The organism is Pseudomonas kielensis (assembly GCF_014236655.1).
GTDB classification, from domain to species: domain Bacteria; phylum Pseudomonadota; class Gammaproteobacteria; order Pseudomonadales; family Pseudomonadaceae; genus Aquipseudomonas; species Aquipseudomonas kielensis.
Window position 1 is genome coordinate 68,932 of record NZ_JACMYG010000012.1, and the last position, 14,311, is coordinate 83,242.

Annotated in this window: 15 protein-coding genes; 12 read left to right on the plus strand and 3 right to left on the minus strand. The window is 64.6% G+C overall.

The window, feature by feature from the left end:
• Positions 1 to 17 precede the first annotated feature (17 nt).
• The 4 genes from H7995_RS13960 to H7995_RS13975 all read left to right on the plus strand — a co-directional run bounded on the left by H7995_RS13960 (position 18) and on the right by H7995_RS13975 (position 3,989).
• Positions 18 to 1,931, plus strand: a complete 1,914-nt coding sequence (locus tag H7995_RS13960; RefSeq protein ID WP_185818503.1) for a phytase — start codon at positions 18 to 20, stop codon at positions 1,929 to 1,931.
• 95 nt (positions 1,932 to 2,026) lie between these two features.
• The gene (gene tolQ, locus H7995_RS13965; RefSeq protein ID WP_166590630.1) at positions 2,027 to 2,737 is read left to right on the plus strand and encodes a protein TolQ; all 711 of its coding nucleotides are present in this window, start codon (positions 2,027 to 2,029) and stop codon (positions 2,735 to 2,737) included.
• 14 nt (positions 2,738 to 2,751) lie between these two features.
• On the plus strand, positions 2,752 to 3,198 hold the full coding sequence (gene tolR / locus H7995_RS13970) for a protein TolR (protein WP_166590629.1): 447 nt from the start codon (positions 2,752 to 2,754) through the stop codon (positions 3,196 to 3,198).
• Positions 3,195 to 3,989 carry an energy transducer TonB gene (locus tag H7995_RS13975; RefSeq protein WP_185818504.1) on the plus strand — a complete coding sequence of 265 codons (795 nt, stop codon included), beginning with the start codon at positions 3,195 to 3,197 and terminating at the stop codon, positions 3,987 to 3,989. Before tolR ends, H7995_RS13975 begins: the two co-directional genes overlap by 4 nt.
• 48 nt (positions 3,990 to 4,037) lie before the next feature.
• Here the strand turns inward: H7995_RS13975 and H7995_RS13980 are convergent, their stop codons facing one another.
• Positions 4,038 to 5,747 (minus strand): amidase, encoded by a 1,710-nt coding sequence (locus H7995_RS13980; protein WP_182340745.1) that lies wholly within the window; start codon positions 5,745 to 5,747, stop codon positions 4,038 to 4,040.
• A gap of 222 nt (positions 5,748 to 5,969) precedes the next feature.
• Between H7995_RS13980 and H7995_RS13985 the strand changes: the two genes are divergently transcribed.
• The 4 genes from H7995_RS13985 (at position 5,970) to H7995_RS14000 (ending at position 9,109) form a co-directional block, all read left to right on the plus strand.
• Positions 5,970 to 6,236: a ParD-like family protein gene (locus H7995_RS13985; protein WP_166590626.1), complete on the plus strand. Its 267-nt coding sequence runs from the start codon at positions 5,970 to 5,972 to the stop codon at positions 6,234 to 6,236.
• On the plus strand, positions 6,233 to 7,024 hold the full coding sequence (gene map / locus H7995_RS13990; protein WP_166590625.1) for a type I methionyl aminopeptidase: 792 nt from the start codon (positions 6,233 to 6,235) through the stop codon (positions 7,022 to 7,024). The genes H7995_RS13985 and map overlap by 4 nt, the downstream gene beginning before the upstream one ends.
• A gap of 90 nt (positions 7,025 to 7,114) precedes the next feature.
• Positions 7,115 to 7,567 carry a GNAT family N-acetyltransferase gene (locus H7995_RS13995; RefSeq protein WP_166590624.1) on the plus strand — a complete coding sequence of 151 codons (453 nt, stop codon included), beginning with the start codon at positions 7,115 to 7,117 and terminating at the stop codon, positions 7,565 to 7,567.
• A 183-nt stretch (positions 7,568 to 7,750) separates the two neighbouring features.
• Positions 7,751 to 9,109 (plus strand): MATE family efflux transporter, encoded by a 1,359-nt coding sequence (locus tag H7995_RS14000; protein WP_185818505.1) that lies wholly within the window; start codon positions 7,751 to 7,753, stop codon positions 9,107 to 9,109.
• Between the two features lie 48 nt (positions 9,110 to 9,157).
• On the opposite strand, the gene H7995_RS14005 is transcribed toward H7995_RS14000, so the two are convergent.
• Positions 9,158 to 9,811: a peroxiredoxin gene (locus H7995_RS14005; protein ID WP_185818506.1), complete on the minus strand. Its 654-nt coding sequence runs from the start codon at positions 9,809 to 9,811 to the stop codon at positions 9,158 to 9,160.
• A gap of 170 nt (positions 9,812 to 9,981) precedes the next feature.
• Here H7995_RS14005 and H7995_RS14010 point away from each other — a divergent pair, with 170 nt between their 5' ends.
• Positions 9,982 to 10,185 (plus strand): hypothetical protein, encoded by a 204-nt coding sequence (locus H7995_RS14010; protein ID WP_166590621.1) that lies wholly within the window; start codon positions 9,982 to 9,984, stop codon positions 10,183 to 10,185.
• A 69-nt stretch (positions 10,186 to 10,254) separates the two neighbouring features.
• Positions 10,255 to 10,470, plus strand: a complete 216-nt coding sequence (locus H7995_RS14015; protein ID WP_232534535.1) for a hypothetical protein — start codon at positions 10,255 to 10,257, stop codon at positions 10,468 to 10,470.
• 20 nt (positions 10,471 to 10,490) lie between these two features.
• On the opposite strand, the gene H7995_RS14020 is transcribed toward H7995_RS14015, so the two are convergent.
• Entirely contained in the window at positions 10,491 to 11,345 is an 855-nt protein-coding gene (locus H7995_RS14020; protein ID WP_185818507.1) for a CAP domain-containing protein, read from the minus strand.
• A 152-nt stretch (positions 11,346 to 11,497) separates the two neighbouring features.
• On the opposite strand from H7995_RS14020, the gene H7995_RS14025 reads away from it, so the two are divergent.
• Entirely contained in the window at positions 11,498 to 12,112 is a 615-nt protein-coding gene (locus H7995_RS14025; RefSeq protein WP_185818508.1) for a cell wall hydrolase, read from the plus strand.
• A gap of 456 nt (positions 12,113 to 12,568) precedes the next feature.
• Positions 12,569 to 14,215, plus strand: a complete 1,647-nt coding sequence (mqo, locus tag H7995_RS14030; protein WP_166590617.1) for a malate dehydrogenase (quinone) — start codon at positions 12,569 to 12,571, stop codon at positions 14,213 to 14,215.
• The last annotated feature ends 96 nt before the right edge of the window (positions 14,216 to 14,311 follow it).

Below are 14,311 nucleotides of genomic sequence, written 5' to 3' on the forward strand. Positions count from 1 at the left end.
GCACACCAAGGACTTCCATGACTATTTCGTTTTCCCCCACGCGCTGCCTGTTGGCCGCCTTGATCTGCCTGGGCACGGGCCAGGCACTGGCCGCCGGGCCGAAGTTGACCCTCAGCCCCTGGGCCCCCGGTCTCACTGTTGAGACCCTGGCTTTCCTGCCAGCCGACCTCGGCCCGCAGCGCCTGGCGGCCAGTGAGCGTGATGGCTTGCTGTTGCTCGACGAACAAGGTGCGCCACTGGCCAGCCTGCCTGGCACCTTCAGTGGCCTGGACCGCCGGGCGGCCGGCCAGCAGGTGTTGCTGGCCAGTCTCGACAACCGTCGGCAACAGGCACTGCTGGTCAGCCTCGACCCGCGCCAGCGGCGTTTTGGCCAACCGGTGTATCTGCCAACGCGGGACTTCCCGGTCAGCGGGCTGTGCCTGTACCGCGACGACGCCAGCAACCTGTTCCTGTTCCTGGTGGGCGAGGAGGGCAAGGGTGAGCAGTGGCTGGTGGGCCACGGTGCACAGTTGAACCCGCAACCGCAGCGAGTTCGAGGTGTGCCGCTGCCGCCTTCGGCCCAGTTCTGCCAGGTCGACGATGGCGCCAATCAGTTACTGGTCAACGAGGAGAACGTCGGCTGGTGGGCCTATCCGGCCCACCCTGAGGCCGAGGTGGTGCGGGTGCCGGTGGCCCTGCGCGCGCCCTTTGGCGATGTCAGCCAGGTGGCCGGGGCCATGGCGCTGGTGCCGGGCGGCGTGGTCGCACTCGACCCCAAGGCGGCACAGCTGCATCTGTACCAGCAGCAGGGCGCCGCCTGGACTGGCGCGGCAACGCTGGCAGTGAGTGGCTTGAAAGAACCGGAAAACCTCGCCCTGCGGGCCACCGCCAAGGGCCTGCAACTGTTGCTGCGTGACGACGATGACGGGCGCTTGTACCAGGGCGAGCTGGACTGGCAGGCCAAGCCTGTGCCCCTGGCGCCAGTGTTGCCCAGCGTCGGCGCGTTGGCCCAGAGCGAGCCGGTCGGGCGCCAGGGTGATGCGGCGGACGATCCGGCGATCTGGATTCACCCGCAACAACCGGCCTTGAGCCGGGTCCTGGGCACCAACAAAAAGCAGGGGCTGCTGGCTTATGACCTGCAAGGCAAGCTGCTTCAGGAGCTGTCGGTGGGGCGCCTGAACAATGTCGACGTGCGGCCCAACTTCAAGCTGGGCCAGCAGACGGTCGACCTTGCGGTGGCGAGCAACCGCGATCACAACAGCCTCAGCCTGTTCAGCATCGACCGCAGCAGCGGTGAGTTGCGCGAGGCCGGCGAGATCGCCACGCCGCTCAAGGAGATCTATGGCATCTGCCTGTTCCAGCCTGCCAGTGGCGAGCTGTATGCGATTGCCAACGGCAAGGATGGCACCTTCCTGCAATACCGCCTGAGTGCCCCCAGTGGTGTGGTGCAGGGTGAGCTGGTGCGTCAGTTCAAGGTCGACAGCCAGCCTGAAGGCTGTGTGGCCGACGATCAGCGCCAGCGCTTGTTCCTGGGCGAGGAGGACGTTGGGGTCTGGGCGGTGGATGCCCGCGCCGATCAGCCGGCGCAGTTGACCAGCGTGATCAAGGTCGGCCCGCAACTGCACGCCGATGTCGAGGGCCTGGCGCTGTATCAAAGCCCGAGCCGTGACTACCTGGTGATCTCCAGCCAAGGCAATGACAGCTATCTGGTGCTGGACGCCGAGCCGCCATTTGCCTCCCGTGGCGCCTTCCGGGTCGGCTTGAATGCGGCGGCCGGCATCGACGGTGCTTCGGAAACCGACGGCCTGGAAGTCACCGCGGTCAACCTCGGCGGTGCCTGGAGCAAGGGCATGCTGGTGGTGCAGGACGGGCGCAAGCGCATGCCCGAACAGACCCAGAACTTCAAGTTCGTGCCCTGGGCCGAAGTCACCCAGGCGCTGCAGTTGCCCTGAGCGCGCCGTCATCAACCTGTCATCGGTTTTTCATCGAATAGCCTGGCGGCCGTTGCACGGCAACCGCCACCGGGCGCCAACCAAGGAGCTTCACCATGCAGGCCACACTGGAACACATGACCGTCTGGGGGCTGATCAGCGACGCCAGTCTGTTGGTCAAAGCCGTCATGCTCACGCTGTTACTGGCATCCGTGCTCAGCTGGTACCTGATTATTGCCCGCAGCCGTGTGCTGCGTCAGCGCGAGCGCCAGGCCAACGCATTCATCCAGCGCTTTCGCAGCGCCCCGGACTTGCAGCCGCTGTACCGCGAGACCGCGCAGGGCAGCGATCCCGAGGCTGGCATCGAACCGGTTTTCCATAGCGGCTTGCAGGCCTTCAGCCAATTGCGCCAGCACCCCGGCAACACCCCCGAGGTGGTGCTCGAAGGTGTGGAGCGCGCGATGTTCGTGGCCCTCAGCGAGCAGGAGATCAAGCTGGAAAAGGGTCTGCAGTTTCTCGCCACGGTCGGTTCGGTCAGCCCTTACATCGGCCTGTTCGGCACCGTATGGGGGATCATGAACGCCTTCCTCGGCCTGTCCCAAGTGCAACAGGCAAGCTTGTCCACGGTGGCACCGGGCATCGCCGAAGCGCTGATCGCCACGGCCATCGGCCTGTTCGCGGCGATTCCGGCGGTGATTGCCTACAACCGTTTTTCCGCCCGCAGCCAGACCCTGCTGACCCGTTACTACGCCTTCGGCAATGAGCTGCAGGTACGCCTGCACCGCACGTTGCACGGCGGCTCCATCAACCTGGCCGTAGCCGCCTGAGCAGGAGAGAGCCGATGTTAGTCAGGCCGCAACGCAAACACGGGCCCAAGGCCGAAATGAACGTCGTGCCCTATATCGACGTGATGCTGGTGCTGTTGGTGATTTTCATGGTCACCGCGCCGATGCTCACCCAGGGGGTGAAGATCGAGCTGCCCAAGGTCGCCAGTGAAGCCTTGGCCACCGACAGTCGCCAACAGATCCTGACGCTGTCGGTGAAGGCCGAGGGCGGTTATTACTGGAACCTGGGGGGTGAACTCGACACTCGGCAGCAGACCGACAGCGCACTGACCCTGGACGAGATGCGGGCCAAGGTCACGGACATCGTTGCGGCCAACAGCCAGACCCAGGTCTACATCCGCGCCGACAAAGACGCCGGCTACGGCACGGTGGTGGCGGCCATGGCGGCGTTGCAGCAGGGCGGGGTGAGCAACCTCGGACTGGTTACCGAGGCGCCGCAATGACCAGCATGAGCATGGCCCATCCAGAACTGGGGGTGCCACGCGCCGATCACTCGGGCTTCTGGCGCAATGGCCTGGCGGCGGGTCTGGCGGTGGCGCTGCATGTGCTGGTCCTGGCCTTGCTGGTGCATACCTGGTCGGTGCAGATGCCAGCGCCTGCGCCGCAAGCCGTGTTGCGGACCCAGTTGGTGATGTTGCCCCCGGCGCCGCCAGCTCCCGCCGCGGAACCGCTGCCAGCGGTGGTCGAGCCAGCACCGCCTGCGCCGGCAGTGGCCACGCCGGTGCTCCCGGCTCCGGTCAAGCCGACGGTCGACCCGCAGATCCAGGCCCGCAAACTGGAACAGGCGACCCTCGCTCGCAAGCGGGTCGAAGAGCAGCGCACGCGTGAGGCCGAGCAACAACGTCAGCGCGTGGCCCAGGATCAACAGCGCACACGCGAGGCCGAGCAGCAACGCCTGGCCCAGCATCAGGCAGACCAGGCGCGCCAGGCAGCCGAACGCGCGCGCCAGCAGGCGGCGGCCGACAGTCGTCAGTACCTGCCGTTGAGCAAGGAGGCGCCGGATTATCCGCAGCGGGCCCTGGACAAGAACATCGAGGGCGACTGCTCGGTGGAGTACACCGTCAACCCCCAGGGCAAGGTGGAAAACCCGAGGGTGCTCGACGGCTGCCATCCGTTGTTCATGCGTCCGTCACTGGCGGCGGCCAACACCTTTCGCTACCAGCCACGGCTGGTGGACGGCCGCGCGGTGGCCGTGCCGGCGGTGCGCAATACCTTCCATTATCGGATCAAGTGAGGTGGGGGGCAGGGGATTGGCGCCAGGGAGGCGCCAATCCCCTGTGGGTCAAAGTGGCGGGGTGCGTGGCGGGATCAGGCGCTTGGAACCGGTGGACTCGAACGCCGAGGCAAACCGCAGCAGGGCCGAATCGTCATAGGCACGACCGGCGAAGGTCAGCCCTACGGGCATGCCGATGTCCGGCATGATGCCCATGGGCACGGTGACGGTTGGCACGCCCAGGTGGCGGATCGCGAGGTTGCCGTTGGCCACCCACACGCCGTTGCTCCAGGCGATATCCGCGGCCGCCGGGTCGACATCGGCATTGGCCGGCGCCACGTCGGCGACGGTCGGGAACAGCACGGCGTCGAGCCCCAGGCGGTCCATCCACTCTTCGAGGTCGATGCGCCGGGTCTGTTCCAGGCCACGCAGGCCGTCAGGCACCGTGCTGATCTGGTCCCAGGGGGTGATGCCGCGTTCGGCCATGCGCACGTATTCGTCCATGCCGGCGACCAGGTCGCCTTCGCGGTTGGGCAGGGTGCCAGGGTCGTGGGGGAAAATCAGCGCGCCGTCGACGTCCACCAGGCGGTGCAACTGTGGATCGCCGTTGGCCTGCAGGAAATCGTCGAAGGCCCAGGCCGTCAGGTCCCACAGTTCGTGATGGAGGAACTCCTTGGAGACCAGGCCACGGGTAAACACGGTCGGCGCACCGGGGCGATCGCCTTCGCAGTTGGAGACCAGCGGGAAGTCAACTTCGAGGACTTCGGCTCCAGCCGCTTCCAGGGCCTTGCGCGCGTCTTGCCAGAGGCCGATCACCGACGCTCGGGTGTGGATGCGTTGCCCGGTCGGGCCACCGATTCCTGGCGCGGCGCTGGTACCGGCATCCGGGTCGGCGTTGATGAACATGCGGGGCACGCCGAAGCGTTTTCCGGCGAGGGCCTGGGCGTTGGCGGCCAGCGCCGGGTAGGACGCCGGACGCACCGAGGTCACGCTGGGGATCGGCACCCAGGGTTGCAGGCGCCACAGGTCGCCACGGGTATCGGGATCCTCGGCGACCACGATGTCGAGGACTTCCAGCAGGTCGGCCATGGTGCGGGCAAAGGGCACCACCACGTCCATGGTCGGGGTCAACGGCCAGTTGCCGCGCACCGAGATCACCCCGCGCGACGGCGTGTAGGCGCACAGGCCATTGTTCGACGCTGGCCCACGACCGCTCGACCAGGTTTCCTCGGCCAGGCCGAAGGCGGCAAAACTGGCTGCGGTTGCCGTGCCGGCCCCATTGGAGGAGCCGGAGGCGAAGGGCGCGGTGAGGTAGGCGGCGTTGTAGGGGCTTTCGGCACGGCCGTAGACCCCACGCTGCATGCCGCCGTTGGCCATCGGGGGCATGTTGGTCTTGCCCAGGCAGATCGCCCCGGCGCCACGCAGCCGTTCGATGGTGAACGCATCGCGGTAGGCGATCAGGTTGACGAAGGCCGGGCTGCCGGAGGCGGCGGTGAGGCCCTTGACCAGATAGCTGTCCTTGGCGGTGTAGGGGATGCCATCCAGCGGCCCGAGGACCTGGCCCTTGGCACGCCGGTCATCGCTGGCCTGGGCTTCCTGCAGCGCATCCGGGTTGGCCACCACCACGGCATTCAGCGCGGTGGGGGTGTCGGCGCCATCGTAGGCGGCGATTCGCGCAAGGTAGGCCTGGACCAGCTCAACCGAAGTTGTCTGACCGGATTCGAGCGCAGCCCGCAGCTGCGCAATGGATACCTCGGTGACCTCAAACTGCTGTTTCATATCGGCTCTCGTTGCACTGTATTACCCGCCAGGGTCCGGGCTTGCGCCCTGAGCGGGCTATTTAACACCAAGGCGCGGTTAAAAGAATCAGCCCAGGGGATTTTCGCGGACCATCACCCCAGGGGAAGGACGCCTTCACCGACCCCGGTAAACCGCCAATTGCGATTGCGCCCGGGACTGGCGTAATATACGAAACGTATATATTTCATATTGAGTGACCCCATGGGTATCGTAAAAATTTCCGAAGGCATGCATGAGAACCTGCGTGTCGCCAGCGATGCGCTCAGCCGCTCGATCAACGCCCAGGCCGAGCACTGGATGCGCATTGGCATGTTGAGCGAGTTGCATCCCAACCTCGACCACAGCGATATCTGCCGCTTGCTGATTCGTGCCGAACAGGCGGGTGGCCTGGACTTGAACCAGCTGTGCGCGCCAGCGGACCAGGCCTTGAGTCCGGCAGTGCGGGCGGTCGGGGGGGGCACGCGATGAGTGCGAAAGTCCCGCTCAATACCCCGGCACAGATCGCCCAGTCCCGTACAGCCGGAATGCTCGCCGCTGAAGTGCTGGCGATGATCACCCCGCACGTCAAGGCGGGGGTCACCACCGACCAGTTGGATAAAATCTGCCACGACTACATCGTCAACGTGCAGAAAGCCATTCCCGGCAACGTCGGTTATCACGGCTTCCCGAAAACCGTGTGCGCCTCGGTCAATCAGGTGGTCTGCCATGGCATCCCTTCGGGCAAGGCCCTGCGCGACGGCGATATCCTCAACATCGATATCGCGGTGGTCAAGGATGGCTGGTACGGCGACACCAGCCGCATGTACTACGTCGGCGAACCAAGCGCAGACGCCCGGCGCCTGGTCGAGACCACCTATGAAGCAATGTGTGCCGGGATCCGCACCGTGCGCCCGGGCTCGACCCTGGGCGATATCGGCCATGCGATCCAGACCGTGGCCCACCGCGAGGGCTACAGCGTGGTGCGCGAGTACTGCGGTCACGGCATCGGCAAGGTCTATCACGACGAGCCGCAGGTGCTGCACTACGGCCATCCTGGCCAGGGCCTGATCCTCAAGCCGGGGATGATCTTCACCATCGAACCGATGCTCAACGCCGGTAAGCCCCACACCCGGACCCTGGGTGACCGCTGGACGGTGGTGACCAAGGATCACTCGCTCTCGGCGCAGTGGGAGCACATGGTGGCGGTGACCGCCGATGGCTTCGAGGTGCTGAGCCCCTGGCCGGACACCCCGGCCGGGTTTGCGCCGATTGTTTGATCGCCAAGTCTTGCACTCAGAAAAGCCCGTGCTCGATTGGCGGGCTTGGCTAGACTCCAGGGTCGAGCCCTGACCTGAGCCGAGTTGCCTATGACCCTCAAACTGCTACGTGCCGATGCCTCCAGCCTTGATCAAGTCGCCGGTCTGTTCGACGCCTACCGAGGTTTCTATGGCCAGCCGGCGAACCTGCCTCAGTCACGGCAGTTCCTGGCCGAGCGCCTGGCCCGCGACGAATCGGTGATCTTCTATGCGCAGGATGAGTCCGGCCAGGCGCTGGGTTTCGTGCAGTTGTACCCCAGTTTTTCCTCGATCGATGCCCATCGCACCTGGCTGCTCAGCGACCTGTTCACCGCCTCCCAGGCCCGCGGACGCGGGGTAGGGACCTTGTTGATGAACGCCGCCCGGGACTTTGCCCTGGCCACCGGGGCCAAGGGCTTGGTCCTGGAAACCGCCACGGACAACCACACCGCGCAACGCCTGTATGAGTCACTGGGCTACGTCCGCGACCCCGGCTACTACACCTATTGCCTGGACCTGAAATAACCTGGGTCGACGCCCGTGTAGGAGCGAGCTTGCTCGCGATGGACGTCAACGATGACGGGTACTGCCTGGAGGCATGCGGCACCCGGCGGATCTTGGCGGGCACGCCAGTGCCTATAAGGTGCGGAGTGATTTGCCGTAGACTGCGGCGAGCACATTCTCTTGCTCGTCCGAGATGGATCCTCCATGCACAACCCGGCTCCGCAACATCCCCTCTGGAAAATCTACCTGCTGTTCCTCGCCCCGATGGTGCTGTCGAATTTCCTGCAGTCGATGTCGGGGACGGTCAACAGTATCTACATCGGTCAGATGCTCGGCACCCAGGCGTTGGCGGCGGTGTCCGGGATGTTCCCCATCGTGTTTTTCTTCATTGCCCTGGTGATCGGCCTGGGCGCTGGCGCCGGGGTATTGATTGGGCAGGCCTGGGGCGCGCGGGAGCCAGCGATGGTCAAGGCCATCGCCGGCACCACGCTGCTGCTGGGAGCGCTGATCGGCCTGGTGGCGGCGTTGCTGGGCAGTGTGTTCGCCCGGCAGGCATTGCAGGGCTTGGGCACCCCGGCGGACGTGCTGGAGGATGCGGTCGCCTATGCCCGGGTGATGATGTGGACCATGCCGCTGCTGTTGGTGTTTGTGCTGTTCACCCAGTTGTTGCGCGGGGTCAGCGATACGCTGTCGCCTTTGTTGGCGCTGGTGGTGTCGACCTGCATTGGCCTGTTGCTGACGCCGGCGTTGATTCGCGGCTGGTTCGGCTTGCCCCAGATGGGCATCCAGAGTGCGGCGTGGGCGGGCCTGGCGGGTAACCTGGCGGCGATGCTGTGGTTGGTCTGGCGCCTGAACCGCAAGGCCCATGTGCTGGCGCCGGATCGCGCCCTGCTGGCGGCGATGCGCCTGGACCGGGTGATCCTGGCCAAGGTGCTGCGGATCGGCTTGCCCACGGGGCTGCAGATGGTGGTGATTTCGCTGTCCGAACTGGTGATCCTGGCGTTGGTCAACCAGCACGGTTCCCAGGCCACGGCGGCGTACGGCGCGGTCACGCAGATCGTCAACTACGTGCAGTTTCCCGCGCTGTCGATCGCCATCACCGCCTCGATTCTCGGGGCCCAGGCCATTGGCGCCGGGCGCGTCGAGCGCATTGGCCCGATCCTGCGCACGGGCCTGTTGATCAACGTCTGGTTGACTGGCGGCCTGGTGCTGCTGGGCTACCTGTTGTCGCACTGGCTGCTGGGGTTGTTCATCACGGAGCCGGCGACCCAGGCACAGGCCCAGCACCTGTTGCACATCATGCTCTGGAGCATGCTGGTGTTCGGCTTCCAGTCGGTGATTGGCGGGATCATGCGGGCCAGCGGTACGGTGCTGGTGCCGGTGGCGATCTCGCTGTTTTGCATCCTCGGTGTCGAGTTGCCGGTGGCCTACCTGCTCAATGCACATTTCGGTCTGCCCGGGGTGTGGATGGCTTTTCCAGTGGCCTACCTGAGCATGCTGGCCCTGCAGACGGCCTACTACCGGCTGGTGTGGCGCCATCAGAAGATCGAACGCCTGGTGTAGGGCAACTGCCCGTGCCGTTGCCACGGCCCGGGCGTTTGTCGGTTGCGCTTACTTCGGCGCTGGCGTGGTGCGCAGATACGGCAGGTGGATGTCCAGGCTGCCGTACTGGTTCCGGGCCTGTTCATCGTTGAGTGCCAGGGCGACGATCACGTCCTGGCCCGCCTGCCAGTTGGCCGGCGTCGCCAGCGGGACGTTGTAAGTCAGCTGCAAGGCATCCAGGGCGCGCAGCACCTCGGCAAAGTTGCGCCCGACGGACATCGGGTAAGTCATCGACAACTTGAGCTTCTTGTCTGGGCCGATGATGAACACCGAGCGCACCGTGGCGGTGTCGGCAGCCGTCCGGCCATCGGGCAGATAGGCCTCAGCCGGCAGCATGTCGAAGGCCTTGGACACGGCCAGGCCTTCGTCGGCAATGATCGGGAAGTCGGCCTTGGCGCGGCAGAAACCTTCGATGTCGGTCTTCCATTTCGTGTGCGACTCGGCGCTGTCCACGGACACGCCGATCACCTGGGTGCCACGCTTGGCCCACTCGGCGGCCAGTTGCGCCACCGCACCGAATTCGGTGGTGCACACCGGGGTGAAGTCCTTGGGATGAGAAAACAGAATCGCCCAGCCCGAGCCGATCCAGTCATGGAACTGGATCGGGCCTTGGTCCGTGTCGGCGCTGAAGTCGGGGACGAGGTCGTTGATGCGCAATGCCATGGGAGTCTCCTTGTGTCGTGGGGTGAGGTGCAGCCTGACTCAGCCTAGTCGGGATTTGCCGCCTGGTCTGGCACCGGCAAACCGTTCGTCATCTCGCCCGCACCGAGGCGCGCGGCCGCCTTCCAACCAGTACGGCCCAGGCTTTCTGGACCTCAATCGGTGAGGTGACTATGTCTACTGACTCGAGTTTCCAGGACGAGCCCCTGGAAGATGATCCATCCACTGTCGACCCGGCACCGGAGGACGACCCACGGGTGTCCGATCCGCTGGCGCGTCCGGATGTGGCGCCCCGCAAACGCTCTGAGGACTGGAACGAACCCAGCGAGGGCGATGGCATTCCCAGTGACAAGGATATGCCGCTGCCCAATGACTGATTGCCATTTGAACCGCACGCCTGGCGGGGCCGGATGCCCCCTCAGGCGTCTTTAATGAGGTGTACGACGATGGCCATGTTTAGCCCTAACCAACCCAGCCCCAGCGATCCACCGGATCCCGCCCGGCAACACGACCCGGTAACCGACCCCAACGTCAATGGCGATGCCGATCGCCAGGATAAGGGCACTGATGTCGAGCGCCCGATGGACCCGGATGCGCCCGGCGCCATTCCCCAGGTACCCAGGCCTAACGAGCCATCGCCGTTGTCGGATGACCGGCGCTAGGCACGGGGCAGGGCGCAGGGTTATGGCGCGCCGAACAGGCTGGTCCAGTAGATGCCCGCGTCACTTTTCGGGTCGACCGCATAGGCCGCGCCCAGTTCGCTGAATTGCGGGTTCATCAGGTTGGCGCAGTGCCCGGGGCTGGTCAGCCAGCCGTCGAGCACTTTACGCGGCGTGTCCTGGCCGGCGGCGATGTTCTCGCCCACCAGTTGGCCGCTGTAGCCGGCCAATTCCGCGCGGTCGCCGGGTGTGCGGCCGTCGCGGTCCTTGTGATCGAAGAAGTTGTTGTTGGCCATGGACCGGGTGTGGTCCAGGGCGGCGCTGGCGAGCGTGGCGTTCCAGGCCAGAGGCGTGGTGGCGCTGAGCGCCTGGGTGCCACACTGGCGCGGTTGGGCACGGGCGCTGTTGATCAATTCCAGGAGCTTCTGGCCTTCGGCCTGCCAATCCCCCAGGCGACCGCTCAATAGCGGTCGCGCGAGGACGATGCGCCATGCCGGGCCTGCGCGGCTGACCCCGATATCGACGAACTGCGGATCGAGCACCACCTGGCAAAAGCTTTCCTGCACCGCTTTCATCGCCGCCTGGGCATTGACTGGGCCCTTGAGGGTGATCGCCTGGACGTTGACCATCGGGTAGGCCGCGCGGGCCATGGCCTGTTGCAGGTCGCCGATGTTGCTGTCGGGCGACAGCACCAGGCGCGGGTCGGCTGCCAGTGGCGGCAGTTCGCCGGCCGGCTGGCCCGCGCAGCGCTGGATCTGACTGCGATAGGCGTTGATCGACTCCACCAGTTGGCTTTCCTCGGTGGCCGTCGCGCTGCTGGCAAAGCCTAAGGCCAGCGACAACGTGGCAAGACGCAAAACGGATGACAGGACGCGCATGGAGGTCTCCCTTGAACTGACTGGGCACATGATGCGCGATCTTGCCCCGGGTCGCGCAACGGGTTTTTACGTGGCAGCTACGCTTAAGCCTGTCAATCGGCCGCAGTGTCGACTGTTTGGGCCTGTCGCCAATCTATCAGCAGGGTGCGCTCATGCGTTGCATCTGGATGGTCAGTGGTCTTGTACTCGCGCTCCTGGGCAGCCAGGCGATCGTGGCCGAAACGGCGGAAAAGCCGGCGGCGGTGGTGGAGGACAAGGCCGAGGTCCTCGAACAGAAAGGCGCCGACAAGGCCCCGATACCCAAGGCCCAGGCCATCACCCCCGGCGAGGTGCAGGTGGTCGATCCGGCGGGCAAGGCGCCGCTGGACGATGCCATCACCTGCCTGTCCCGCACGATCTACTGGGAGGCGAAAGGTATCTCCACGGCGGACATGGAAGCGGTGGCCAGCGTGGTGATGAACCGCCTGGGCCATGAAGGTTTTCCCGATACCGTGTGTGGCGTGGTCAAGCAGGGCGTCGAGACCCGTGCCTGCCAGTTTTCCTGGTGGTGTGACGGGCGCTCGGATCAGGTCCGGGAGGAGGGCGAATACACCGAAGCCAAGGAGATCGCGCGCAAGGCACTCAACCAGCAACTCAAGGACCGTACCCTGGGCGCCCTGTATTTCCATGACCGCAATGTGAAACCCGACTGGTCGCGCACCTACATCAAGACGGCCGAGACCAGTCAGTTTCTGTTCTATAAACCGCGTAATGGCACGGCGCAGTAAGGGGGCAATGTAACCGGTTTTCCCCCATGCCCGTGGCAGGCTGCAATCAACCGGCTTTGCGGGTTCGTTGAACGGCGCACCTGAGGTAGAATGCCGCGGCACGGAGGCTCGCGGCCTCGGGGATCATGGGCATCCGGCGTCTTCAGGCGTTGGGTGTGAGTGCCGCGAAGCGGTTGACGGGCGTAGTTGAGCGAGCGGGTCTACTCTGTTTAATCATTGCGCTTGATGTTGTATCCGAAATTAGTGTCACCCATGTAGCTGAAGCCAATGACTTACAAAAAAGTCAGCGCGGGAGGGGCCTAAACGTGAAGTCGACAGTGTTTGTCGGCCTTATATGTTCACCCACCGGTCTTCCTGAGTGCGGGGTTCGATGGCATGCGCCAGCGCATGTTGCCAGCCAGGGCGCCTCATGATCATGAGTGGGGGTGAATGGCGTTCTATCCTAGGTATTACCGAATGTTAAAAAAAATGAACAAGGGGCTACTTGGCCTGGCCATGTCGATGGCCCTGATGCCTGTGCATGCAGCTGAAACCAAAAAAGTCGATGTGCTGCTGATCGGTGGCGGCATCATGAGTTCCACCCTGGGTGTCTGGCTCAATGAACTCGAGCCAGGCCTGTCGATGGAGATGGTCGAGCGTCTCGACGGCGTCGCCCTGGAAAGCTCCAACGGCTGGAACAACGCCGGTACCGGCCACTCCGCCCTGGCTGAGCTGAACTACACGCCGGAAGACAAGAACGGCAAGGTTGAAATCCCCAAGGCCATTGAAATCAATGAAGCCTTCCAGATTTCCCGTCAGTTCTGGGCCTGGCAGGTCAAGAACGGTGTCCTGAAGGACCCGCGTTCGTTCATCAACTCCACGCCGCACATGAGCTTTGTGTGGGGTGAGGACAACATCAAGTTCCTCAAGAAGCGCTACGAAGCCCTGCAGGCCAGCCCGCTGTTCGCTGGCATGCAGTACTCCGAAGACCCGGCCCAGATCAAGCAATGGGTGCCGCTGATGATGGAAGGCCGTGATCCGAACCAGAAGATCGCCGCCACCTGGTCGCCCCTGGGCACCGACGTGAACTTCGGCGAGATCACCCGCCAGTTCGCCGGTTACCTGCAGACCAAGCCGAACTTCTCGCTGAAAGTGTCGAGCGAAGTCGAAGACATCGCGCGCAACGAGGACGGCACCTGGCGTGTGTCCTACAAGAACCTCAAAGACGGTAGCGAAACCCAGACCGACGCCAAGTTCGTGTTCATTGGCGCTGGCGGCGGTGCCCTGCACCTGCTGCAGAAGTCCGGTATCCCGGAAGCCAAGGAATATGCCGGCTTCCCGGTGGGTGGTTCGTTCCTGGTCACCGAGAACCCGACCATTGCCCAGCAACACCTGGCCAAGGCCTACGGCAAGGCGTCGGTTGGCGCACCGCCGATGTCGGTCCCACACCTGGACACCCGCGTGCTGGACGGCAAGCGCGTGATCCTGTTTGGCCCATTCGCGACCTTCTCCACCAAGTTCCTCAAGGAAGGCTCGTACTTCGACCTGCTGACCAGCACCACCACTCACAACTTCTGGCCAATGACCAAGGTGGGCATCGAGCAGTACCCACTGGTTGAATACCTGGCCGGTCAGTTGATGCTGTCGGACGCCGACCGCATGGACGCCCTGAAGGAATACTTCCCGAACGCCAAGGCTGAAGACTGGCGTCTGTGGCAGGCCGGTCAGCGCGTGCAGATCATCAAGCGCGACGAAGAGAAGGGTGGCGTGCTGAAGTTGGGTACCGAGATCGTGGCTTCGCAAGACGGCAGCATCGCCGGTTTGCTGGGCGCATCGCCAGGCGCATCGACTGCGGCACCGATCATGCTCAGCGTGCTGGAGAAGGTCTTCAAGGACAAGGTCGCGACCCCGGCCTGGCAGGAAAAACTGCACCAGATCGTGCCGAGCTACGGTACCAAGCTCAATGATGATCCAGCCCGCGTAGCCCAGGAATGGGCCTACACCAGCGAGGTCCTGCAACTGACCCCGCCGCCGGCGATCAACCCGGCCCTGGTGCCGACTGCAACCCCGGCAGCCCCGGCCAAGCCGCTGCCGAGCAACCCGGCGGCCGACATGGCGCTGTAAGACCTTGAGCGCCCCTCAACAGGTTTGAGGGGCGCGCAGGTTCTGAATCGATGTGAAGAAGCCCAGCCTAGTGCTGGGCTTTTTTGTGGTGTGGCG